Source organism: Streptomyces venezuelae (assembly GCF_008642335.1).
GTDB classification, from domain to species: Bacteria; Actinomycetota; Actinomycetes; order Streptomycetales; family Streptomycetaceae; genus Streptomyces; species Streptomyces venezuelae_F.
Genome location: NZ_CP029191.1, coordinates 1,468,792 through 1,490,872, shown reverse-complemented (window position 1 = coordinate 1,490,872; position 22,081 = coordinate 1,468,792). Strand labels below are relative to the sequence as shown.

20 protein-coding genes are annotated in these 22,081 nt (G+C 72.0%); 8 read left to right on the top strand and 12 right to left on the bottom strand.

What is annotated here, in order from left to right; translation table 11 throughout:
• Window positions 1-88: 88 nt before the first annotated feature.
• From DEJ49_RS06590 to DEJ49_RS06580, 3 genes are all read right to left on the bottom strand, one after another.
• Window positions 89-1,303: an acyl-CoA dehydrogenase family protein gene (locus tag DEJ49_RS06590; protein WP_150183216.1), complete on the bottom strand. Its 1,215-nt coding sequence runs from the start codon at window positions 1,301-1,303 to the stop codon at window positions 89-91.
• Window positions 1,304-1,309: 6 nt separating this feature from the next.
• Window positions 1,310-2,332, bottom strand: coding sequence for a phosphotransferase family protein (locus tag DEJ49_RS06585; RefSeq protein WP_150183214.1), 1,023 nt, complete (start codon window positions 2,330-2,332; stop codon window positions 1,310-1,312).
• A 127-nt stretch (window positions 2,333-2,459) separates the two neighbouring features.
• Window positions 2,460-2,756, bottom strand: a complete 297-nt coding sequence (locus DEJ49_RS06580) for a hypothetical protein (RefSeq protein ID WP_150183212.1) — start codon at window positions 2,754-2,756, stop codon at window positions 2,460-2,462.
• A gap of 132 nt (window positions 2,757-2,888) precedes the next feature.
• Here DEJ49_RS06580 and DEJ49_RS06575 point away from each other — a divergent pair, with 132 nt between their 5' ends.
• Window positions 2,889-3,824 carry an NADP-dependent oxidoreductase gene (locus DEJ49_RS06575; RefSeq protein WP_150183210.1) on the top strand — a complete coding sequence of 312 codons (936 nt, stop codon included), beginning with the start codon at window positions 2,889-2,891 and terminating at the stop codon, window positions 3,822-3,824.
• A 234-nt stretch (window positions 3,825-4,058) separates the two neighbouring features.
• Here DEJ49_RS06575 and DEJ49_RS06570 read toward each other — a convergent pair whose 3' ends face one another.
• The 6 genes from DEJ49_RS06570 to DEJ49_RS06545 form a co-directional block, all read right to left on the bottom strand.
• Window positions 4,059-4,391: a DUF202 domain-containing protein gene (locus DEJ49_RS06570; protein WP_150183209.1), complete on the bottom strand. Its 333-nt coding sequence runs from the start codon at window positions 4,389-4,391 to the stop codon at window positions 4,059-4,061.
• Window positions 4,388-4,780: a YidH family protein gene (locus DEJ49_RS06565; RefSeq protein WP_150183207.1), complete on the bottom strand. Its 393-nt coding sequence runs from the start codon at window positions 4,778-4,780 to the stop codon at window positions 4,388-4,390. The genes DEJ49_RS06570 and DEJ49_RS06565 overlap by 4 nt, the downstream gene beginning before the upstream one ends.
• 47 nt (window positions 4,781-4,827) lie before the next feature.
• Window positions 4,828-5,364 (bottom strand): NUDIX hydrolase, encoded by a 537-nt coding sequence (locus tag DEJ49_RS06560; protein WP_223832744.1) that lies wholly within the window; start codon window positions 5,362-5,364, stop codon window positions 4,828-4,830.
• Window positions 5,365-5,442: 78 nt separating this feature from the next.
• The gene (locus DEJ49_RS06555) at window positions 5,443-6,213 is read right to left on the bottom strand and encodes an SDR family oxidoreductase (protein ID WP_150183203.1); all 771 of its coding nucleotides are present in this window, start codon (window positions 6,211-6,213) and stop codon (window positions 5,443-5,445) included.
• Entirely contained in the window at window positions 6,210-6,866 is a 657-nt protein-coding gene (locus tag DEJ49_RS06550) for a TetR family transcriptional regulator (protein ID WP_150183202.1), read from the bottom strand. Before DEJ49_RS06550 ends, DEJ49_RS06555 begins: the two co-directional genes overlap by 4 nt.
• Before the next feature lie 143 nt (window positions 6,867-7,009).
• Window positions 7,010-7,894, bottom strand: coding sequence for a DMT family transporter (locus tag DEJ49_RS06545; RefSeq protein ID WP_150183200.1), 885 nt, complete (start codon window positions 7,892-7,894; stop codon window positions 7,010-7,012).
• Window positions 7,895-8,118: 224 nt separating this feature from the next.
• On the opposite strand from DEJ49_RS06545, the gene DEJ49_RS06540 reads away from it, so the two are divergent.
• From DEJ49_RS06540 to DEJ49_RS06530, 3 genes are all read left to right on the top strand, one after another.
• Window positions 8,119-9,774, top strand: coding sequence for an FAD-binding dehydrogenase (locus tag DEJ49_RS06540; RefSeq protein ID WP_150183198.1), 1,656 nt, complete (start codon window positions 8,119-8,121; stop codon window positions 9,772-9,774).
• Between the two features lie 210 nt (window positions 9,775-9,984).
• Window positions 9,985-10,947 (top strand): hypothetical protein, encoded by a 963-nt coding sequence (locus DEJ49_RS06535; protein WP_150183196.1) that lies wholly within the window; start codon window positions 9,985-9,987, stop codon window positions 10,945-10,947.
• Between the two features lie 80 nt (window positions 10,948-11,027).
• Entirely contained in the window at window positions 11,028-12,593 is a 1,566-nt protein-coding gene (locus DEJ49_RS06530) for an APC family permease (protein ID WP_150183194.1), read from the top strand.
• A gap of 129 nt (window positions 12,594-12,722) precedes the next feature.
• Here the strand turns inward: DEJ49_RS06530 and DEJ49_RS06525 are convergent, their stop codons facing one another.
• Both DEJ49_RS06525 and DEJ49_RS06520 read right to left on the bottom strand, forming a co-directional pair.
• A complete protein-coding gene (locus DEJ49_RS06525; protein WP_150183192.1) occupies window positions 12,723-14,120 on the bottom strand; it encodes a gluconate:H+ symporter in 1,398 nt (465 codons plus the stop codon).
• A gap of 106 nt (window positions 14,121-14,226) precedes the next feature.
• Window positions 14,227-14,742 (bottom strand): gluconokinase, encoded by a 516-nt coding sequence (locus DEJ49_RS06520; RefSeq protein ID WP_150188073.1) that lies wholly within the window; start codon window positions 14,740-14,742, stop codon window positions 14,227-14,229.
• A gap of 138 nt (window positions 14,743-14,880) precedes the next feature.
• On the opposite strand from DEJ49_RS06520, the gene DEJ49_RS06515 reads away from it, so the two are divergent.
• Together DEJ49_RS06515 and DEJ49_RS06510 are read left to right on the top strand one after the other, a co-directional pair.
• Window positions 14,881-15,582, top strand: a complete 702-nt coding sequence (locus tag DEJ49_RS06515) for a FadR/GntR family transcriptional regulator (RefSeq protein ID WP_150183190.1) — start codon at window positions 14,881-14,883, stop codon at window positions 15,580-15,582.
• 65 nt (window positions 15,583-15,647) lie between these two features.
• On the top strand, window positions 15,648-16,061 hold the full coding sequence (locus tag DEJ49_RS06510) for a YchJ family protein (protein ID WP_150183189.1): 414 nt from the start codon (window positions 15,648-15,650) through the stop codon (window positions 16,059-16,061).
• A 21-nt stretch (window positions 16,062-16,082) separates the two neighbouring features.
• On the opposite strand, the gene DEJ49_RS06505 is transcribed toward DEJ49_RS06510, so the two are convergent.
• A complete protein-coding gene (locus DEJ49_RS06505) occupies window positions 16,083-17,354 on the bottom strand; it encodes a lipase family protein (protein WP_150183187.1) in 1,272 nt (423 codons plus the stop codon).
• Between the two features lie 436 nt (window positions 17,355-17,790).
• Here DEJ49_RS06505 and DEJ49_RS06500 point away from each other — a divergent pair, with 436 nt between their 5' ends.
• Window positions 17,791-20,685 carry a peroxidase family protein gene (locus tag DEJ49_RS06500; RefSeq protein WP_150183185.1) on the top strand — a complete coding sequence of 965 codons (2,895 nt, stop codon included), beginning with the start codon at window positions 17,791-17,793 and terminating at the stop codon, window positions 20,683-20,685.
• A 109-nt stretch (window positions 20,686-20,794) separates the two neighbouring features.
• Window positions 20,795-22,078 (top strand): hypothetical protein, encoded by a 1,284-nt coding sequence (locus DEJ49_RS06495; protein WP_223832743.1) that lies wholly within the window; start codon window positions 20,795-20,797, stop codon window positions 22,076-22,078.
• Window positions 22,079-22,081 lie beyond the last annotated feature (3 nt).

Here is a 22,081-nt window from a genome sequence, read left to right as displayed (position 1 = left end):
GGCCGCACCCGCCGTAGGACCTGCCGCGGCAGACGCGACCGCGCCCCGGTGGGGGCTGAGCGCGCAGTTCCCCGCGCCCCTGAGGTCGCTACACGTACCGCTTGAGTTCGCGGCGGGCCAGCGATCGCAGATGAACCTCGTCCGGGCCGTCCGCCAAGCGCAGCGTCCGCGCCGCGGCCCACAGTTCGGCGAGCGGGAAGTCCTGGCTGACGCCGCCCGCCCCGTGCAGCTGCACCGCGCGGTCGAGGATGTCCACCACCGCGCGCGGCGTCGCGATCTTGATGGACTGGATCTCCGTGTGCGCGCCCTTGTTGCCGACCGTGTCCATCAGCCACGCCGTCTTCAGGACAAGGAGGCGCAGCTGCTCGACGGCGACGCGCGCGTCCGCGATCCACTCCTGCACGACGCCCTGCTGGGCGAGCGGCTTCCCGAACGCCGTACGCGACACGGCACGCCGGCACATCAGCTCGATGGCACGCTCCGCCATGCCGATCAGCCGCATGCAGTGGTGGATGCGGCCAGGACCGAGCCGCGCCTGCGCGATGGCGAAGCCGCCGCCCTCCTCGCCGATCAGGTTCGACACGGGGACGCGGACGCGGTCGAAGACGACCTCGGCGTGACCGCCGTGGTAGTGGTCCTCGTACCCGTACACCCGCATGGCGCGCCGGACTTCGAGCCCGGGGGTGTCGCGCGGGACGAGCACCATCGACTGCTGGCGGCGGATGTCGGCGCCCTCGGGGTCGGTCTTGCCCATCACGATGAAGATCTTGCAGTCGGGGTTCATGGCCCCGGAGATGTACCACTTGCGGCCGCTGATGACGTAGTCGTCGCCATCGCGCTCGATGTGCGTCGTGATGTTCGTGGCGTCGGAGGAGGCGACGTCCGGCTCGGTCATCGCGAACGCCGAGCGGATCTCCCCGGCGAGCAGCGGCTCCAGCCACTGCTTCCGCTGCGCCCCGCTGCCGAACTGCGCGAGCACCTCCATGTTGCCGGTGTCGGGCGCGGCGCAGTTCAACGCGGTGGGCGCCAACTGTGGCGATCGACCGGTGATCTCGGCGAGCGGTGCGTACTGGAGGTTGGTGAGTCCGGCACCGTGCTCGGCATCGGGCAGGAACAGATTCCACAGCCCCTGCCGACGCGCCTCGGCCTTCAACTCCTCCACCACGGCGGGGGTGTCCCACGGCGAGGCGAGCGCGGCGCGCTGCTCGTCGGCGACGGCCTCAGCGGGGTAGACGTGGTCGTCCATGAAGGCGAGCAGCTTGCCGCGCAGTTCCTCGGTACGCGCGTCGTATGCGAAGTCCACGGCGGCTCAGCCTTCCTGGAGGGTCGTCAGACCGTGCTGGATGAAGACGGGCACGAGCTCGCCGATCCGGTCGAAGCCCGCACCGACCGTCTGGCCCAGCGTGTAGCGGTAGTGGATGCCCTCCAGGATCACGGCGAGCTTGAACCACGCGAACGCCGTGTACCAGGAGACGGCCGACACGTCGCGCCCCGAGCGCGCGGCGTACCGCTCGATCAGCTCGGCCGGGTCCGGGTGGCCGGGCGCGCCCGCGGTGGTGCTGACGGGGGAGTCGGGCACCTCCAGCTTCGCGCTGTACATCACGAGCAGGCCCAGGTCCGTGAGGGGATCGCCGAGCGTGGACATCTCCCAGTCGAGGATGGCCTTGATCCGGTCGTCGTCGCCTATGAGGACGTTGTCCAGGCGGTAGTCGCCGTGGATGACGGTGGGCGCGGGGGAGTCGGGGAGCGAGCGGCCGAGCGCCGCGTGCAGCTCGTCGATGCCGGCGAGCTCGCGGTTGCGGGACGCGTCGAGCTGCTTGCCCCAGCGGCGCAGCTGCCGGTCGAGGAAGCCCTCGGGCCGCCCGAAGTCGCCGAGCCCGACGGCCGCCGGGTCGACGGCGTGCAGGTCGACGAGGGTGTCGACAAGACCGAGCACCGCGTCACGGGTGCGCTCGGGGCCGAGCGGCGCGAGCTCCTCGGCGGTGCGGTACGGGGTTCCGTCCACGAACTCCATGACGTAGAACGGCGACCCGATGACGGCTTCGTCCTCGCAGAGCAGCACCGGCGCGGGCACCGGCACGTCCGTCGGGTGCAGCGCTGCGATCACCCGGTGCTCGCGCTTCATGTCGTGCGCGGTGGCGAGGACGTGGCCCAGCGGGGGGCGCCGGACCACCCAGCGCGCGGTGCCGTCGGTGACGGCGTACGTGAGGTTGGACCGGCCGCCCTCGATGAGCCGGGCGGAGAGCGGGCCGCCGACCAGGCCGGGCCGCTCGCGGTCGAGGTGGCCGCGCAATTGGTCGAGGTCGAGGCCCGGCGGATGGTCTGAGCTCATCTTCGCTCCTGATCGGCATGGTGGTGGCGTGCCACTGCTTGCTGGCTGCCCTACATGATGCCGACCAGTCGGTATGCCGTCCAGAGGCTACCGCGCCCCGTCGTGGGGCGCGGGCCGGGCGGAGCTCTCAGTGGTCGTCCCAGTGCCCGTCGTGCGACGCGTGCCGGTGGCCGTCGTGCAGATAGTCGACGTGGTCGCCGTGCGTCACGGAGTCGTGGCCGCAGCCGTCCCCGTGCTGGTGGTCGTGGCCCTGGTGGGCGGTGTGGCCGGTCGGGTCGCACTCGTCGTAGTGGTCGGTGTGCAGACGGTGCATGTGGCCGTCGTGCGCGTAGTCGACGTGGTCGCCGTGCGGCACCTCGGGGTGGCCGCAGGCCGGGCCATGGACGTGGTCGTGCACGGGGTGTTCGTGGTGGAGGGTGGTCATGACGCGCACCTTCTCGGGCTCCGGGGGAGGGTTGACCCTCTCAGGCTAGCCCCCAATGCCCGCTTATTTCCCATATGCGATCCTTGTCAGCCTCGACGATGTTTCTCCCGACCTCCGCGAAGGCGACCCCTCATGAAGGCGATCAGTTACCGCAGCTACGGCGGGCCCGAAGTCCTCGAGTACGGAGAGGTGCGCGACCCCAAGGTCGGCCCCGACTCCGTCCTGGTGAAGGTCCGCGCCGCCGCAGTCAACCCCGTCGACTGGAAGTGCAGGGAAGGGCACCTCGACAGCCTCCTGGACCCGGTCTTCCCCGTGATCCCCGGCTGGGACGTCTCCGGCGTGGTGGTCCAACCGGGCGCCGCGGCACCGGAGTTCGCGGTGGGGGACGAGGTCATCGGCTACGTACGCGAGGACTTCCTCTCCCGCGGCACGTTCGCCGAGTACGTCGCCGCGCCGATCCGCACCTTGGCCCGCAAGCCGCGCAACCTCACGTTCGAGGAGGCCGCGGGCCTCCCGCTCGCCGGCCTGACCGCGTACCAGGTCGTCAACCAGGCCCTCGAGGTCACCGAGGGCGACGTCGTGCTCTTGCACGCGGCGGCGGGCGGCGTCGGCTCGATCGCCGTGCAGCTGGCCCGGCACGCGGGCGCCCGCGTCATCGGCACCGCGAGCGAACGCAACCACGACTACCTGCGCGAGCTGGGCGCCGAGCCGGTCACCTACGGAGAAGGCCTGGTGGACCGGGTCCGCGGACTCGCCCCGGAGGGCGTCGACGCGGCGTTCGACACGGTGGGCGGCGACACGCTGAAGGCGTCCGCGGAGCTCCTCTCACCGGGCGGCCGCCTTGCGTCCATCGCGGACGGCGGGGTGATCGGCCTGGGCGGCCACTACTGCTTCGTACGCCCCGTCGCCGAGGACCTCCAACGCCTCTCCGAACTCGCCGAACAGGACGTCGTGACCGTCCACGTCGACAAGACGTTCCCGCTGGAACAGGCGGCGGAGGCACACCGCCTGAGCGAGGAGGGCCGGACCAGAGGCAAGATCGTGGTCACGGTGGAGTGGGGCGACTGACGCGCCCACACCGCCCGAACAGCCCGCTCCGGGAGTTGGAGCCGGCCCGCACCCGCGCACGAGACGGGAGGGGACGCGGGGGTATGTGCGCACGGAGCACCGAGCACACGGAGGCACCCGGAAACATCGGACCCCGCCGCAGGGATGGCGAGTACGCACATACCCCCGCGGCCCCGCACCCACAACCGAACCCGAGGCGCCCCAGCCGCACCTAAAACCAACCCCGAAGCGCCCTCAGAGCAGCATCACCACCGCACACACCGCCAGCGCCACCGTGCACAGCGCAGCGACCCGCGCCGCCCGCAGCGACATCGTCCGCGGCCGGGCCACGGTCAGCGTGACCATCCGGCGGTGGGCCACCACCAGGAACCCGAGCCAGAGCAGCAGGCACAGCGCACACGCGAGTACCCCGAACGCCGTGGCCCCGTCGTGCAGGACCGCGCGGGCGCCGAGCACCGCCGCCACCGTGCACGACAGAGTCGTACGCCGCCACGCCAGACGGGTGCGCTCCGGCTGAAGACCGGGGTCACGGACCCGCGCGGACCCCCGCCCCGCCCCCTCCGTCACCCCTCCCACCCGAACAGCACGACCACCACCATGGCGACCGCGACCACCGCGACGGCCAGGCTCAGCACCGTCGGAAAGCGGCTGGACGGCAGATCCTCGCCGCGCCGCATGGCCCGCTCGCAGCGCACCCAGTGGTTGACGGCGCGCAGCGAGCAGAGGACACCCGAGGCGAGCAGCGCGAGCGCGAGCCCGATCCGCCACCCCCAGCGCAGATCCGGCAGGAACTGGTCCACGGCGAAGCCGCCGCCGATCAGCGCGAGCGCGGTGCGCAGCCACGCCAGGAAGGTGCGCTCGTTGGCGAGGGAGAAGCGGTAGTCGGGGGTGTCGCCGTCCTCGCGAATCCGCTCGGGCGCGAACCACAGCTTCAGGCTCTGTACGAAATAGCTCACGGCCGCACCATAGGCCGTGTTGATCAAGCCCCGTCGAACCCCGTCGGTCACACCGCGCGGAAGGCCCTCAGCCGGTGGTAGGCGTCGAGCCCGTCCGGCACCCACTCCCACTCGTCGAGCCGCCGCGCCAGTTCGTCCTCCGTGACGAAGGCGTGCCAGGCGACCTCCTCGGCCTGCGGCCGCACGGGCAGCTCGCAGCGGACTTCGTAGAGGTAGGACCACCAGGACTTCCCGGCGCCGTCGTCGTACAGGAACTTGAACAGCGGGGTGGGCCGCGGCAGTCCACGCACGCCGAGCTCCTCCTCCGCCTCGCGCAGCGCCGCGTCGTCGTAGGACTCCCCGGCTCCGACCACGCCGCCGACGAACATGTCGTACAGCGAGGGGAAGACGAGCTTGGTCGGGGTGCGGCGGTGCACGAAGACGCGCCCCTCGGCGTCGCGCGCCAGGATGAACGTGCAACGGTGGCGCAGCCCGCGCGCGTACGCCTCACCGCGCGGGGCCGAGCCGACCACCTCGTCGTGCTCGTCGACGATGCTGATCATCTCTTCACGGGGGTCGGGCGCGGGCCCGCTGCCGACAGTCATGCACCCCATCCAACCCCACCCCCATCCAACCTCGCCCCCACCCGACCCCACACCGCCGAGCCAGGCCCGCCGCCCCGATCACTGCCCCATGACGTACTTCACCGTCGGCCCCGCCGTCCAGCCGCCGTCGACGGCGAGCTCGGCGCCCGTGACGTAGGAGGCGGCGTCGGAGAGGAGGAAGACCATGGCGCCCGCGATCTCGTGCGGCTCGCCGACCCGGCCCATCGGGGTGTTGGGGTAGTTGCCCTCGCCCTTCTCGATGCCGACCTGGGCGGTCATCGGGGTGTACGTCATGCCGGGGTGGACGGAGTTGACGCGGATGCGGGCCGTGCCGAGCTCCACCGCGCCGATCTTGGTGAGGCCGCGCACGCCCCACTTGGACGCGCCGTAGCCCGCGGTGAGGGCGAGGCCCATCAGGCCGGCGGCGGACGAGATGTTCACGATGGAGCCGCCCCCGGCCTCCTTCATGGCGGGCACGACGGTCTTCATGCCGATGAAGACGCCGGTGAGGTTGATGTCGAGGACCTTGCGGAAGTGCTCGACGGACTCCGACTCCAGGAACTGGCCGGTGGATATCCCGGCGTTGTTCACCAGGCCGTGCACGCCGCCGAACTCGGTGACGGCCAGGTCGACGACGCGCTGCCAGTCCTCCTCCGACGTCACGTCGTGGTGCGCGAACCGGGCGCGCTCGCCGAGCTCGGCGGCGGTGGCCTCGCCCTCGTCGGCGAGGACGTCGGTGAGGACGACGTTGGCGCCCGCCACGACGGCCTGGCGGGCGGCCTCCGCGCCGAGGCCGCGCGCGGCGCCGGTGATGATGACGGTGCGGCCGGTGAGGTCGTGCTGGCTCATGAGGGGTCTCCAGGGGTGGGGGTGGGATACGGGGCCCGCAGCAGCGCTGCGGTGGTGGCGACGAGGTCGGCCAGGAAGACGTCCTCGCCGGTCAGGGGGGTGGCGCCGACCAGGTACTGGCGCGCGCGGTCGCCCAGCGCGGCGCCGACCAGCGTGAGCGCGAGGTCGAGCCGTTCCAGCCGGATCGGCTCGGGCAGGCCGGGGGCGAGGTCGACGAGGCAGTCCTCGATCCGCCCGATCAGCGTCCAGTAGACGGTGCCGTCGAGGGTGGGATGCGGGGTACGGGTGCGGACGCCGCTCTCGTGGCTGAGCTGGGCGGAGATCCGCAGACAGCGGCGCCCGCGCTCGGTGCGGAGCTCGGTGGCCTCGGTGCGGACGAGGGCGGTGAGGAGTCCGTGCAGACCGATGTCGTCGCCCGCGCGGGCGAGCTCGTCGGCGAGGACCTGCTCGGTGCGGTGCTGGCGGGCGGCCATCACGGCGTCGAGGAGCCCGGCGCGGGAGCCGAAGTGGTACTGCACGGCGGAGGGGTTGCTCTGCCCCGCGATCCGCACGATGTCCCGCAGCTGGGCCCCGTCGACGCCCTGCGCGGCGAACACCTCTTCCCCGGCACGGATGAGCTTCTCCCGGGTCTCGGGACCTGAAGTTCTGGCCATGGACCGATACTAATGCTGCCCATTATTAAAAAGCGAGCGAAACGGGATCTGTGGTCGCAGCCCGTCAGGCAGGTGTTTCGACCCGTCCGGCGTTCGAGGACGAGCCGGGCGAAGCCGGCGATCGACGGTGCCTCGGTCGGAGGTCAGCCCCTCACGCTGACGGAGAGGACCCGGTCAGCCCCCGGCAAGGCAGGGTGCAACCCCAGCAGCACGACCCCCACCACGATCGCCGCGAGCCCCGCCGCCTCCCAGGCGAGCGCCCCCGTGTCCGCGCGCAGCCGGTCGCCGAGGAAGCCGACGCCGCACGCGATGCCGGCCAGCGGCTGCGTGGCCGTCAGCGCGGGCAGCGACATCCGCAGCGGCGCCGTCTCGAACGCGCTCTGCACGAGGACGAGGCCCACCACGCCGAGCACGAGCACCCCGTACGGCTGCCACCCGCCGAACAGCTCCCCGAACCCGCCCTCGGAGAACCGCTCCCCGCTGACCCGCGTCAACGCGTCCTGCACCCCGTACAGCAGCCCGGCCGCGACCGCGAGCAGCACGGGCGCGGCGCGGAGGCGGGACTTCTTCGCGTACGCCGTCAGGAGCAGCGCACCGCCGACCATCACGCCGACGATCAGCCAGTGCCGCGCCGGATCGGTCACCGCCTCGCCGCCCCGCGGCTCGCCGGCCACGATGAACGCCGTGACGCCGCCCGCGAGCAGCGCGAGCCCCGCCCAGCCCTGGCGGCCCAGTGGCTGCTTCGTCCGGCAGCGGGAGAGGCCGAGGGCGAAGAGCAGGTTCGTGGCGAGGAGCGGCTCGACGAGTGAGATCTCCCCGCGCCCGAGGGCGACCGCGCCGAGGGCCATGCCGCACACCATCAGGCCGATCCCGGCGAGCCACCGCGGCACCCGCACCAGGTCGAGGAGCAACCGCGGCGAGAGGAAGTCGCCCAGCGGGGCGTGGCGCGCCGCGTCCTGCTGGAGGACGAAGCCGAAGCCGAGGCAGCAGGCGGCGCCGACGGCGAGGACGAGAACCAGGACCGACACGTCACGCACCAGACAGACGAAGCGGAGGGGGCAGGGGATCAGGCCGACGATAGCCGCCCCCCGCACCCGGCGCGCCCTCTCGCTTGACGAACTCCCTCGCCCTGTCGGTTGACGTCCGTCACTCCGCTATCCAGGATCTGACCTGAGCGCGAGATGACCCACCAGTAACGTTGCGGGCCCACTCCGGACCCGGTCCGGGACCCCTGTCGAGGAGGACGACCTCAATGGCGTACGACGCAGATGTGATCGTGATCGGGGCAGGGCTCGCCGGACTCGCGGCGACCGCGGAGCTCGTCGACGCGGGCCGCCGGGTCATCCTCGTCGACCAGGAGCCCGAGCACGCGATCGGCGGTCAGGCGCACTGGTCCTTCGGCGGTCTGTTCTTCGTCGACTCGCCCGAGCAGCGGCGAATGCGGATCAAGGACTCGCACGCGCTCGCGCTCCAGGACTGGATGGGGACGGCGGCGTTCGACCGTCCGGAGGACCACTGGCCGCGCAAGTGGGCGGAGGCGTACGTCGACTTCGCAGCCGGCGAGAAGCGGTCCTGGCTGCACGGGCAGGGCGTGCGGTTCTTCCCCGTCGTCGGCTGGGCGGAGCGCGGCGGTTACGACGCGCAGGGCCACGGCAACTCGGTGCCCCGTTTCCACATCACCTGGGGCACGGGCCCGGGGCTGCTCGCGCCGTTCGTGCGCCGGGTGCGGGCCGGGGTCGCGCGCGGCCTGGTCCAGCTGCGGTTCCGGCACCGCGTCACGGGTCTCACGCGGAGCGCGGGCAGCGTCGACACGGTCTCCGGCGAGGTGCTCGAACCGTCGGCCGTCGAGCGGGGCGAGGCCAGCAGCCGCGTGGTGACCGGCGACTTCGAGTTCCGGGCCCAGGCGGTGATCGTCACCTCCGGCGGCATCGGCGGCAACCACGACCTCGTCCGCGCCAACTGGCCCGAGCGGCTCGGCACCCCGCCCCAGAAGATGATCTCCGGCGTCCCCGCCCACGTGGACGGCAGGATGCTCGGCATCGCCGAGGACGCGGGCGCGCACCTGATCAACCGCGACCGCATGTGGCACTACACCGAGGGCATCCAGAACTGGAACCCCATCTGGGACCGGCACGGCATCCGCATCCTGCCGGGCCCCTCCTCGCTCTGGCTGGACGCGCGCGGCGACCGGCTGCCCGTGCCGCTGTTCCCCGGATTCGACACGCTCGGCACCCTCGAACACATCATGAGGACCGGGCACGACTACACGTGGTTCGTGCTCAACCAGCGCATCATCGGCAAGGAGTTCACCCTCAGCGGTTCCGAGCAGAACCCCGACCTGACGGGCAAGTCCGTGCGCGGCGTCATCGACCGGGCGCGCTCCGAAGTGCCCGGCCCCGTCAAGGCGTTCATGGACCACGGCGTCGACTTCGTCGTGGAGAAGGACCTGGGCGCCCTCGTGCGCGGCATGAACGCCCTCACCGAGAAGCCCCTCATCGACGAGGACAGCCTGCGCCGCACCATCGCCGCCCGCGACCGCGAGATCGCCAACCCCTTCACCAAGGACCTCCAGGTGACGGCCATCCGCGGCGCCCGCAAGTTCCTCGGCGACCGGCTCATCCGCGCCGCCGCCCCGCACCGCATCCTCGACCCCAAGGCGGGCCCGCTCGTCGCCGTCCGCCTCAACATCCTCACCCGCAAGACCCTCGGCGGTCTGGAGACCGACCTGTCCTCGCGCGTCCTGACCGAGGGCGGCCAGCCGCTCCCGGGTGTGTACGCGGCCGGGGAGGCCGCCGGATTCGGCGGCGGGGGAGTGCACGGCTACCGCTCGCTCGAAGGGACCTTCCTCGGCGGCTGCCTCTTCTCGGGCCGCACGGCGGGCCGCGCCGCCGCCCGCGCGGTGAAGTGAGCGCGGTCCGAGTGTGCGTCGAGCGTGGATCCAGTGTTTCTCCAGTGCGGGGTGGTAAGAGAGTTCGCCCAGGTGGCGGGTGAAGTCTGCACATTCTGAGATGAGTTGGTGAAGGCGCTGAGACCACCGGGCCTTGACGTGGAGCAGTGCCTACCGCTTTGCTGTGCGTGATCATCCGTACGCAAGCCGCCTCGGGGAGGACGTCCCGCGGTGCCACCACCCCCGCCCCCACTGGGCCGCTCCCGCAAGAAGGCCGCCGGGCACGCCTTCGACGCCGCACTCGACGACGCCGAACTCGTCGCCGCGCGCGCGGCCTTGGCGCAGGGCCGCTGGACCGAGGTCCGCGCGCTGCTCGCCGCCACCGGCGACGACTGGGACCGCAGGGGACACCGCGTCGACGTCCTCGCACAGGAGCCCACCACCACCGCGTGGGCGCGCGACTGGCGGCTCGCCGAGCCCGAGAGCCACGACGCCGAGGTGCTGCTCGCCTTCGCCGCCGTGCACAAGGCGCTGCGCGGGAAGGAACGTTCGGGCAAGGTGCGCGAGCGGTGCCGCGAGGCCGCTGCCCGCGTGCCCGCCGACCCCACCCCGTGGCTCGCGCTGCTCATCCTCGAACGCGCGCTGGGCCACGAGGAGGACGTCGTGCGCCTCTTCGACGAGATCAGGCACCGCCACCCCGAACACCACCACGCCCACCACCTGATGGTGGCCCGCCTCGCCGAGCGGCGCCCCGGCGCGGGCCAGGACCCGATGCACGAGGTGTACGACTTCGCGTCCTGGGCCGCCGAGCAGGCCCCCGCCGACTCGCCGCTCGCCGTCCTGCCCGTCGTCGCGCACGCCGAGCGGTACCGCGTCCTCGCCCACGCGGGCCTCGAATCCGCCGACCCCGCCGCGTCCGGGCACTGGGTCGGGCGCCGCGCCCGCGGCGTCATGAAAGCCGCCTTCGACTGGTGGCTGGAGTGGGAGACGCCCGACGAACCGGGCCACCCCCGCTGCCACGTCGACCTCAACTTCCTTGCCCACGCGAAGTCCTGCGAGGGCAGGGCGGCCGAAGCCGCCGCGCTCTTCCACCGCATCGGACGGCACGCGACCCCGGCCCCCTGGTCGTACCCGGACCGGGATCCGTACGCGGCGTTCACCGCCGCACGGGCCGCCGCGTTCGGCTCGGCCTGAAGCCTGAAGCCTGAACCTGAAGCTTGCAGTCTGAAGCACTCACCGAACCTCTGAAGAACCTCCGAAAGGACCACCGCGCCATGGCGACGGGAAGTTCGAGCCCGAGCGGCACAAGATCCACCGGCGACCCAGCGGGCGCCACCGGGATCAGTACGTACAAGGGAGAGGAGCAGGCGCTCCGCGCGGGCCGGCTCGGCACCGCGGGCCTGCTGCTCTCCGTGCTCGCCGCGACCGGGCCCCTGATGGTCGTCGCCGGCGTCATGCCCACCACGTACGGCGTGATGGGCATCGTCGGACAGCCGCTCCTCTTCCTCATCCTCGGCGTCGTCCTCGCCCTCTTCAGCCTCGGGTACGCCGAGATGAGCCGCCACGTGCACAACGCCGGCGCGTTCTACGCGTACATATCCCGCGGCCTCGGCGGCACCGCGGGCGCGGGCGCCGCGCTGGTCGCGCTCGTCGCCTACAGCGCCCTGCAGGCGGGCCTGTACGGGCTGCTCGGCTTCGAGGTGTCCGGGCTGCTCCAGACGTACTTCGAGGTCGAGGTCGCCTGGTGGATCCCGGCGCTGGTCACCGTGGCCCTCGTGGGCGTCCTGGCCTGGATGAAGATCGACCTCAACGCGCGCGTGCTCGGCGTGCTGCTCCTCATCGAGGTGGCGCTCGTCGTCATCTTCGACATCGCCGCCGTCGTCGACCCGGCCAAGGAAGGCCTGTCGCTGCACGCGTTCAACCCGGACACGCTCACCGGCGCGGGCGTGGCCACCTCGCTCTGCTTCTGCATCGCGGCCTTCACCGGCTTCGAGCAGGCCCCCGTGTACGCGGAGGAGACCAGCCGCCCGCAGGTCGTCGTCGCCCGGGTGATGTTCTTCGCCGTCGGCTTCGTCGCCGTCTTCTTCGCGCTCAGCTCCTGGGCGCTGACGGTCGCGGCGGGCCCCTCCGGCATCGTCCCCGCCGCACAGGAACAGAGCGCGGGGCTGCTCTTCGGCCTCACCGAGTCCCGGCTCGGCGGCACCTTCACCGACGTGCTCCACGTCCTCTTCGTGACCGGCATGTTCGCGGCGATCCTCAGCTTCCACAACGTCGTCGCGCGGTACGCGTTCGCGATGGGCCGCGAGGGCCTGCTGCCCGCCGCGTTCGGCCGCACGAACACGTCCACGGGCGCGCCGGGCACGGGCTCGCTGCTCCAGACCGTCGTGTCCGTCGTGGTCGTGATCGGCTTCGCCCTCGCCGACGACGGCAAGGCGGGCGACCCGACCGCCCCCGTCCTGCACCTGTTCACGTGGGGCGGCAACATCGGCGCGCTCGGCGTGATCCTGCTGATGGCCACGGCGTCCGTCGCCGTCATCGTCTTCTTCGCCCGCAGGGGCGCGGCCCGCGCCCAGGCCTGGCGCATCGCGGCCTCCGCGCTCGCCGCGGTCGGCCTCCTGGTCATCGCCGGCTACACCGTCAAGGACTTCGACGTCCTGGTCGGCGCGGGCCCCGACTCCACCCTGAGCTGGGCGCTTCCAGGGATCATCTTCCTGGCGGCGGTGATCGGCGTCGTCTACGGGGCGATCCTGCGGGCCAGGAACCCGGAGGCCCACGCGAGGATCGGACTGGGCAACGAGGCGTTCCAGCTGGAGAAGGCGTCTTCCTCGCCGGGGGCGTAAGGGTCCCACGGGGCTCGGTCGATCACCGGCTCCGCCGAGTTCGTCCTCAATCGCCGGACGGGCTCAATGATCTGCGGCCGCGCTGGAATCTCCAGCGCGGCCGCAGTCGTTCCGGTGGTCCCAGGCGTGCTAAATGATCAGGGACAGCAGCAGCACCAGGCCGCCCGCCACCACGGAGATGATCGTCTCCATGACGGACCAGGTCTTGATCGTCTGCCCGACGTCCAGGCCGAAGTACTCCTTGACCAGCCAGAACCCCGCATCGTTCACGTGCGAGAAGAACAGCGAGCCCGCACCGATGGCGAGGACCAGCAGGGCCGTGTGCGAGGTCGACATGTCCGCGGCCAGCGGAGCCACCAGGCCCGCCGCCGAGATCGTCGCCACCGTCGCGGAACCCGTCGCGAGCCGGATCGCCACCGCGATCAGCCAGGCCAGGAGCAGCGCCGGGATCGACCAGTCCTTGGAGAAGTCCAGGATCATCTGGCCCACGCCCACGTCGATGAGCGTCTGCTTGAAGCCGCCGCCCGCGCCCACGATCATCAGGACGCCCGCGATCGGGGCGAGCGACTTCTCGACGGTCGTCGAGAGCCGGTCCTTCGTGAACCCGGCCGCGCGGCCCAGCGTGAACATGCCCACGATCACCGCGGCGAGCAGCGCGATCAGCGGCGACCCGATGACATCGAAGACCCGCTGCACGGTGGCCTCGGGGTCGTCGATCACGATGTCCACCAGCGCCTTGGCCAGCATCAGGACGACGGGCAGCAGCACGGTGGCCACCGTCGCGCCGAAGCCGGGTCGCTTCTCCAGGTCCTCCGAGGGACGCTGCGGGATCATCTTCTCGGGGGCGGGGACGTCCACCCAGCGCGCCGCGACCTTCGAGAACAGCGGCCCGGCGATGACCACCGTCGGGATGGCGACGAGGACACCGAGCGCGAGCGTGACACCGAGGTTGGCCTTGACCGCGTCGATCGCGACGAGCGGACCGGGGTGCGGCGGGATGAGCCCGTGCATCACGGACAGACCGGCGAGGGCCGGGATGCCGATCCGCATCAGCGAGTAGTTGCCGCGCTTGGCGACCATCAGGACGACCGGGATCAGCAGCACGATGCCGACCTCGAAGAAGAGCGGCAGGCCGATGACGGAGGCGATGAGCACCATCGCCCACGGCATGGCGCGCCCGCCCGCCTTCGCGAGGATCGTGTCGACGATCTGGTCGGCGCCCCCGGAGTCCGCGAGCAGCTTGCCGAGGATCGCGCCGAGCGCGATGAGCACGCCCACGCCCGCGACCGTCGAGCCGAGCCCGGCGGTGAAGCTGGCGATGGCCTTGTCGAGCGGGGCACCCGCGAAGGCGCCGAGCGCGAGCGACCCGACGGTCAGCGCGAGGAACGCGTGCAGCTTGAACTTGGTGATGAGCAGGACGATGACGGCGATGCCCGCGAGGACGGCGATCCCCAGCTGGGCATGGCCCGCCGAGGTGATCGGCTCGACGGACTCCGCTGCCAACATCTCGACGCTGAGATGGGTCACGGTGCTTCCTTGTACGAGGGTGCGGGGGGCGCCCCTTCAGGGGCGCGGGGAACTGCGCGACCAGCCACATGCGGCCCGCAGATTGAGAGCCTTCCGGCGGGAGCACTCAGCCGAGTCGACCGAGCGCCTCGACGGCCCGGTCGGCGATGTCATCCGGGCTCCCGGCGACATCGACGTCGACGCCCACCTCGTCCGTCCCGAGAGGCTCCAACGTGGCGAACTGGGAGTCGAGCAACGCCGTAGGCATGAAGTGCCCCTGCCGGTGCGACATCCGGTCCTCGATGAGGGCCCGGTCACCGGTGAGGTGGACGAAGACGACGTCGGGCGCGGCCGCCCGCAGCCGGTCGCGATAGCTGCGCTTCAGCGCGGAGCTGCTGACCACCCCGCCGAGCCCGGCCCGCCCGTGCGCCCAGGACCCGATCGCGTCGAGCCAGGGCCACCGGTCGTCGTCCGTGAGCGGCGTGCCGGACGACATCTTCCGGATGTTCTCCGGCGGGTGGAAGTCGTCTCCCTCGGCGTACGGAACGCCGAGCCGGTCCGCGAGCAGGGGGCCGATCGTGGTCTTGCCGGTCCCTGCCACGCCCATGACTACGACGACGTGGGGGGTGCGCCGTTCCTGCATCGCGTCCTGCCTCGCTGTCTTCATCGACCTCGGTCGGTTGTTCACGTCACTGAAACCCATTAGGTCTGACAAATTCAAGAGCCTGTGACATAAAAGTCTGACTTATTGTCCGCGTCCCGCTCCTCGTAGGCTTCCGTCATGACCGCACAGGCCCGAGGGCTGCACTCCCGCGTACTGGAAAGCCTCGGGCCCGCCATCACCGCGGGCGAGTACCCGCCGGGCAGCGTGTTGCGCACGGACGAGCTGGCCCAGCGCTTCGAGGTGTCCCGCTCGGTGATGCGGGAGGCCGTCCGGGTCCTGGAGTCCATGCACCTCGTCGCGTCACGGCGCCGCGTGGGCGTCACCGTGCTGCCCACGGAGGAGTGGAACGTCTACGACCCGCAGGTCATCCGTTGGCGGCTGGCGGGCGCCGACCGGCCGCGGCAGCTGCGCTCGCTGACCGTCCTGCGGTCCGCCGTCGAGCCGGTCGCCGCGGGGCTCGCCGCCCGGTACGCCACGGCGGCGCAGTGCGCGGAGCTCACCGAGTGCGCGCTCGGCATGGTCGCCCACTCCCGGGGTCACCAGCTGGAGGGCTACCTCAAGCACGACGTCGCCTTCCACCGGGTCATCCTCAACGCCTCCGGCAACGAGATGTTCGCCCGGCTCGGGGACGTCGTCGCCGAGGTCCTGACGGGACGTACCGCGCATCAGGTGATGTTCGAGGACCCGGACCCGCCCGCCGTCACCCTGCACGTGCGGGTCGCCGAGGCGGTGAGGGAGGGCGACGCGGTCCGCGCGGAGGCCCTGACGCGGGAGATCGCGCTCGGCGCCCTGGAGGAACTGGACATCCTGGCGCCCTGATCCCTGAGCCCTGATCCCTGATCCCCCGAAACCGGGAGCCCGCCCCCGTCGGCGACAATGGCGCCATGTCCCGACGCGCCCGCCGCCCCGCCCCCACCCCTGCCTCCTGCCCCTGCGGGCACCCCCAGCCGTACGAGAAGTGCTGCGGAAGGCTGCACCGGGGCGAGACCGCCGCGACCACGCCCGAAGAGCTGATGCGGTCCCGCTACAGTGCCTTCGCCGTGCGGGACGAGGGGTACCTGCTGCGGACCTGGCACCCGCGCACCCGCCCGCCTCGTGTCGAGTTCGACCCGGCGATGCGCTGGGTCGGCCTGGAGATCGAGGAGACCACCGAGGGCTCCGCGTTCCACAGCACCGGCACGGTGACGTTCCGGGCCCGGTACACCGACAGCGGCCGCCCGGACTCCCTGCACGAGCGGAGCAGGTTCGAGCGTGTGGACGGCTCGTGGCTGTACGTGGACGGCGACTTCATCGACTGAGCGAGGGCCGTGCCAGGAGCGTCACAGCACGTCCCCGTACTCGCTGACGGCCCCCTCAGGAGCCAGCGCGTTGACGTAGTGGCCGGGCCCGTGGTCCTCGAAGGAGTACGTGAACGGGATCGTCCGCGTCAGCGCCAGCCGCGCCGCGAAGAACGCGAGCGGCGCCACCACCGCGAGCCCCGCGAGGCTGTCCATCTGCGGATAGTGCAGGCCCGGGTCGTGCACCTCGGCCCAGCCGCCCGCCCGCGGCCCCCGCGCGAGCTCGGACAGCGAGCGCCCCGCCGCCCGCGCCCTGCGCCCCGCGTTGCGGCGCAGCTGCCCGCGGAGCAGGTCGCCCGGCAGCGAGACCGCGTCGATCGCCGTCTCCGCGGCGAGCGCGAGCGCCCCCTCCGTCACGCCGCGCGGCCTGCGGTAGTGGAACTCCCGGCCGAAAGGGGCGTACGGCCCGACCGGCCTGGGCGGCAGCGCGGGCACCACGTCGCGGTCGAAGATGTAGCGCAGGAGCCGGTCGCGCAGGACGTGCTCGCCCCGGTGGTCGGTCGCCGCCGCGCACGCCTCGGCGAACTCGGGGCCGCCGAGCAGCGGCTGGCCGAAGGTGTAGACGGCCCGCAGCCGTTCGGCGACGGCGTGGTAGCGCGGCTCGTGGGTCAGGACCACGCCCATCAGCGCGGCCATCGCCCCGCCGAGGCTGTGCCCGGTGATGTACAGCGCCTCCATGCCGTCGCCGCGCACGCCCTCCTCCGTGGGGTCGACCGACTCGCCGCGCGCCGCCCGCTCCAGGGCCTGCATGATGAGGTGACGGGTGGCGCGCATGTTGCGGTAGAAACCGGCGTGGACCTCGTATCGCCGGCCTGCCAGTTCGACGGAGAGCGTCTCGGGGCGCACGTCGGCGTCCGTGAGGATGCTGATGATGTCCTCGGGCTGGGTGCCGCGGTAGCAGAGGATCACCACCCGCCGGTCCTTGTCCTGGATCAGATAGGCGGCCGATGCGATGTACATGGCGTCGACCCGCTGCTCGAAGACCCGGCAGCGGTTCTCGTCGAGACCGAGCCTCGACATGATCATCGCTACGGTGCCGGGGTCGCCGACCCGGCCGACCCCCGCGTACGCGTACGCCGCGCAGGTCGCCATGGTGTGCGGGACGGGGCCCTCCGTCTCGGGCGGACCCTTCTCCGCGGCGAGCAGGTCCACGAGATCCTTGTGGACCGGGAAGCCGCCGGGCCCGCCCGCGGTGGGCTCCTTGAGCGGGCGCAGTTCGGCGAAGCCCGGTCCCCTGGCGAAGTCGTCCCGCATGGCGTCCCCCCACGGCGAGCGGCGGCCGGCCCCGCGACGCGCGGCGGCCGCACCGGACTTGCGAGCACACCACCGGCCCGGCGCACCGTCAACTCGGCGGCTCCCGTACGCCGGACACCCGACGGGACCCGGCCACCGCGTGCGCCGCGCACGTGGGGCTGGTGGGGAGCGGGGATTCACACGGGGTGTGAACCGGCCGCCCGGCCCGGCACGGCGCACCCCGCGGACCGCCGTCCACGGGCCCAAACGCCCTGGCCCGCCCGCCTGTTCGACGTACCGGGGCGGCCGCGCACATAGGCGGGAACCGTCGCTGCGGCCGACCGTCACCACCAGTAGCGTCTGCCTGCCCCCTGTCCCGTACGCGGTCGCGTCCGCGGGCAGGTCCGTTCCGTACGCAGTCCCGCGCAGCCCAGCCGTGCGAAGGAAGAGGCGCCCGATGGCCGACACCGGACAGCACCAGCAGAGTTACGAGCGCTACATGGGCGGCAGCCCGGAAGCGGAGCGACGCCTCTTCGAGCGCCTGGCCAAGGAACTGACGAAGGTCCAGGAGAAGAACCGGCGCGCGGCACGGGCGGCCACCCCGGAGCGCGCCCTGCACGCCAAGGCCGCGCTCGGCGTGGAGAACGCCCGCCTGCGCTTCCACGACGATCTGCCCGCATCGCTGCGGAGCGGCTTCGCACAGCCCGGCGCCGAGTACCCGGCGACGCTGCGGCTCTCCAACGCGAGCGGCATCCGGCAGGCCGACGGCGCACCCGACCTGCGCGGCGCCGCCGTGCGCGTGGCCGTCTCCGACGAGGAGAGCCACGACCTGCTCGCCACCAACCACCCGGTGTCGCACGCCCGCGACGCCCGCGAGTTCGTCGCCTTCGCCAAGGCCATGGCGGGCGCCACGACCACGCTGCAGAAAGCCGTCGGGCTCTTCGTGAAGCTGCCGCTCGCCGTCGGCGTCGCCACCGCCACCCGCATGCGCCGCAACGTCCAGGCCGCCGCCCGGCACACCGTGAACAGCCTCGCCGCGGAGACGTACTGGAGCCGCAGCGCCATCCTGTGGGGCGAGGCGGGCCCGGTCCGCTACCTGCTGCGGCCCTCGGGCGGCAGCGCCACCGCCACCGCCACCCGTTCCGACCCCGGGCGCCGCGACCCGCAGTACCTGCGCCGCGAGCTGGAGACCCGGCTCGCCCGGCAGGACGTCACCTTCGACCTGTGCCTGCAGCGGTACGTCGACGAGCGGCGCACCCCCGTCGAGGACGGCTCCGTGGAGTGGCTGGAGTCGGTGGCCCCCGCCGTACCCGTGGCCACCCTCACCGTGCCGAGCCAGGACCTGGACACGGCGGAGGCGCGCGCCGCCGGCGGCCGCGTCGAAGTCATCGGCTTCAACCCATGGTTCACCACGGACGAGTTCCGTCCGCTCGGCAACCTCAACCGGGCCCGCAAAGCCGCGTACGAAGCGAGCGCCGCACACCGCCACGGCCTGCGCTTCGTCACCGGCGAACCGCTGCGCAACACGGTGCTCGGCGTGCCCGTCGCCGCCGCCTTCCGGCTCCTGAACCGGTACGTGCCCTGGCACCGGCTGCCCGTCGAGGCGGGCCTGCTCAACCTCGTCTTCCTCCGCAAGGCCCTGCGCCGCCTCAACCTCATCGACACCGACGTGCACGAGGCGCCGCCCAAGACCATGCGGGTACCCGCGCCGGTCGACGAGCAGCTGCGCACCGCCCGCTCCTACGACGGCACGTACAACGACCTGTCCAAGCCGTCCATGGGAGCCGTGGGCGCCCCCTTCGGCCGCAACCTCAAGCCCGTCTACCGGCCCGACCTGTTCGACGTCCCGAACCCCGTCACGGTCAGCCGGCAGCTCCTGCACCGCGACACGTTCCTGCCCGCGACGTCGCTGAACGTCCTCGCCGCCGCGTGGATCCAGTTCCAGGTCCACGACTGGGTCAACCACCGGCGGTACAAGCCCGGCGGCAAGTCCGTCGAGGTGCCGCTGCCGCCCGGCTCCAGCTGGCACAACACGCCCGGCGGGCCCGCGGAGCACGTGATGCGCTTCGCCGACAACGAAGGCATCGAACTCCCCGGCGACCAGCCGCCGCTCCTCTTCGCCAACACCGCGTCGCACTGGTGGGACGGCTCCGAGGTGTACGGCGAGAACGAACACACCGCCAGGTTCCTGCGCGAGCCCGACGGCGGCGCCAAGCTCCGCCTCGAAGAGGGCCATCTGCCCATCGCGCAGAACGGCGTGCCGCTCACCGGGTTCGCCGACAACTGGTGGCTCGGTCTCAGCGCCATGCACACGCTCTTCGCCCGTGAGCACAACGCGGTCTGCGACGCGCTGCGCCACGCCTATCCGTCGATGGGCGAGGAGAGCGTCTACCACACGGCCCGCCTCGTCGTCTCCGCCCTCATCGCGAAGATCCACACGGTGGAGTGGACCCCGGCGATCCTCGCCACCGAGGCGATAGACATAGGCCTGCACACCAACTGGGAGGGCCCGCCCGACAGCTGGCTCAACAAGCTCGGCCTCTGGCTCCTCGAATCCCACTCCCTGACGGGCATCCCCGCGACGCTGCCGGACCACCACAGCGCGCCGTACTCCCTGACGGAGGACTTCGTCACCGTCTACCGCATGCACCCGCTGATCCCCGACGACTACGAACTGCGCGAACACCGCTTCGGGCAGCGCCTGGAGACCCTCGGGTTCAACGACATCCAGGGCCGCGCCGCCGAGGGCGCCATCCGCAAGACGGGCCTCACCGACACGCTCTACTCCTTCGGCATCGCCCACCCCGGCGCGATCACCCTGCACAACTTCCCGCGCGCGCTGCAGCAGTTCGAGCGCGACGGCGAGCTCATCGACCTGTCCGTCGTCGACCTCGTCCGCACGCGCAGGCGCGGTGTGCCCCGCTACAACGACTTCCGCGAGGGCCTGCACAAGCAGCGCATCCGCCGCTTCGAGGAGCTGTCGCAGGACCCCGAGACGGTGGCCCGCCTCAAGGACGTCTACCGCTCCGTCGACGAGATCGACACGGTGGTCGGTCTGTTCGCCGAGAACCCGCCGCACGGCTTCGGCTTCAGCGACACGGCGTTCCGCATCTTCATCCTCATGGCCACCCGGCGCCTGCAGAGCGACCGCTTCCTGACCGTCGACTTCCGCCCCGAGATCTACACGCCGCTCGGCATCGACTGGGTCCAGAAGGGCGGCATGAACTCGGTCCTGCTGCGCCACTGCCCGGACCTCGCGGGCCTGCTCCCGCGCGGCGCAAGCGCGTTCGCCCCGTGGCGCCAGGTCCAGCAGACGACGGCCGGGGACGAGGGCGGACGTGCCGACGGCTGAGGGACGAGGAGGGGGCCGGGAGGAAGGGCCCGGCCCCGGGCACCCCGGGCTCGCGGACCTGTTCGCCCGGCCTCTTCTGGAGACCGTCTGGCGGCGCCGTACCCATCGGGTGAGCCGAGGCGCCGCCGTGCCCGCGGGGTCGATGAGTTATCGGTCGCCGCATGAGCCGCGGCCCCTGTCCGAGCTGGAGGAGGCGGTGCTGATCGCGCTGACGGGGTGCACCGGGCTCACCATGCCCGACCGCCCCTTCGACGATCCGCGCGACGGCAAGCCCATCATGGCCAAGCCCAACATGACCATGGCGGGCCGCACCGCGGGCAGCCCCGACAACGCGCAGGGCACACACTTCTTCCTGATCAACGACTCGGGCACGTACTTCCTGCGCCGGCTGCCCCCGGCCCCCTCCACCCCCCTCGACGCCACCGCCCTGGTGGAGCGGGCGCGGCAGGCGAAGGTCCGCGTCCTGGACCACCGCCTCGACGTCGCCGAGGGCATGCGCGACTTCCCGGCGTACCTGGACTCGAACCGCTTCCTGTCCAACCTGCCCGGCACGACCGTCCTGTTCCCCGTGGTCGACCTCTCCCACCAGTACATCAACGCCCTGATGTACCTGCTCACGCAGCCCGACGACGTCCGCCCCACCCTGGTCGACGACCGCAACTTCTACCGCCCCGCGGGCGTGCAGAAGTGGGTCCGCAACGGCTTCCTGAACGGCGACATCAAGCTGCCGCTCGGCGCGCTCGGCCCGCTGCGCACCCAGATCGAGGCCGACCTGCTCCTGCAGAACCTGATGCTGACCGCGGAGGCGATGGGCCTCGGGGCGTGGATCCACGCTTCCATCAGCCCGCAGATAGCCCTGGGCGACCCGAAGTTCTCCCGCGCCTACGGCCGCATGCTCGGCTTCACCTTCGTCACCCCGCGCTGGCGCCCGCAGGACGTGTGGCGCTGGCACGTCCCGCTGCCCAAGCACGCCAACCTGCGCTCCCACCCCGTGGGCCTGAGGTCGCCCGAGGGCGAGGCGCTCATCGAGGCGGCGTGCCCGCCGGCGCACCGCACGATGGCGGCGGCGGTCGACGCGGTCATCCGCGCCAAGTTCGGCCCCGGCGGAACGTACGGCGACAAGGACGTCTTCTCGCGCATCTACAAGGAGGGGTACGGGCAGCGGTACCTCGCGGAGGCGAGCGAGTACGAGGACCGCGTCGTCGACTGCGCGCGGGACATCTGTACGTACATCCTGCGCACGCACCGCCGCTTCCCCGCCCACACCGACGCGATCCACGTCCCCGGCGTCTGGCTCCAGGTCCACCACGTCGAGTCCGAGTACTACGACCGGTTCTTCGCGGACGGCCTGACGGACGCGCACCGCGACCACGAAGGACTGTGGGACACCTGAGAC

Coding starts and splice junctions, on each gene's coding strand:
- DEJ49_RS06510 (WP_150183189.1), top strand. CDS start 15,648: ATGTCCCGACGCGCCCGCCGCCCCGCCCCCACCCCTGCCTCCTGCCCC.
- DEJ49_RS06585 (WP_150183214.1), bottom strand. CDS start 2,332: ATGAGCTCAGACCATCCGCCGGGCCTCGACCTCGACCAATTGCGCGGC.
- DEJ49_RS06505 (WP_150183187.1), bottom strand. CDS start 17,354: ATGCGGGACGACTTCGCCAGGGGACCGGGCTTCGCCGAACTGCGCCCG.
- DEJ49_RS06555 (WP_150183203.1), bottom strand. CDS start 6,213: ATGAGCCAGCACGACCTCACCGGCCGCACCGTCATCATCACCGGCGCC.
- DEJ49_RS06530 (WP_150183194.1), top strand. CDS start 11,028: ATGGCGACGGGAAGTTCGAGCCCGAGCGGCACAAGATCCACCGGCGAC.
- DEJ49_RS06550 (WP_150183202.1), bottom strand. CDS start 6,866: ATGGCCAGAACTTCAGGTCCCGAGACCCGGGAGAAGCTCATCCGTGCC.
- DEJ49_RS06520 (WP_150188073.1), bottom strand. CDS start 14,742: ATGCAGGAACGGCGCACCCCCCACGTCGTCGTAGTCATGGGCGTGGCA.
- DEJ49_RS06560 (WP_223832744.1), bottom strand. CDS start 5,364: ATGACTGTCGGCAGCGGGCCCGCGCCCGACCCCCGTGAAGAGATGATC.
- DEJ49_RS06575 (WP_150183210.1), top strand. CDS start 2,889: ATGAAGGCGATCAGTTACCGCAGCTACGGCGGGCCCGAAGTCCTCGAG.
- DEJ49_RS06515 (WP_150183190.1), top strand. CDS start 14,881: ATGACCGCACAGGCCCGAGGGCTGCACTCCCGCGTACTGGAAAGCCTC.
- DEJ49_RS06540 (WP_150183198.1), top strand. CDS start 8,119: ATGGCGTACGACGCAGATGTGATCGTGATCGGGGCAGGGCTCGCCGGA.
- DEJ49_RS06580 (WP_150183212.1), bottom strand. CDS start 2,756: ATGACCACCCTCCACCACGAACACCCCGTGCACGACCACGTCCATGGC.
- DEJ49_RS06500 (WP_150183185.1), top strand. CDS start 17,791: ATGGCCGACACCGGACAGCACCAGCAGAGTTACGAGCGCTACATGGGC.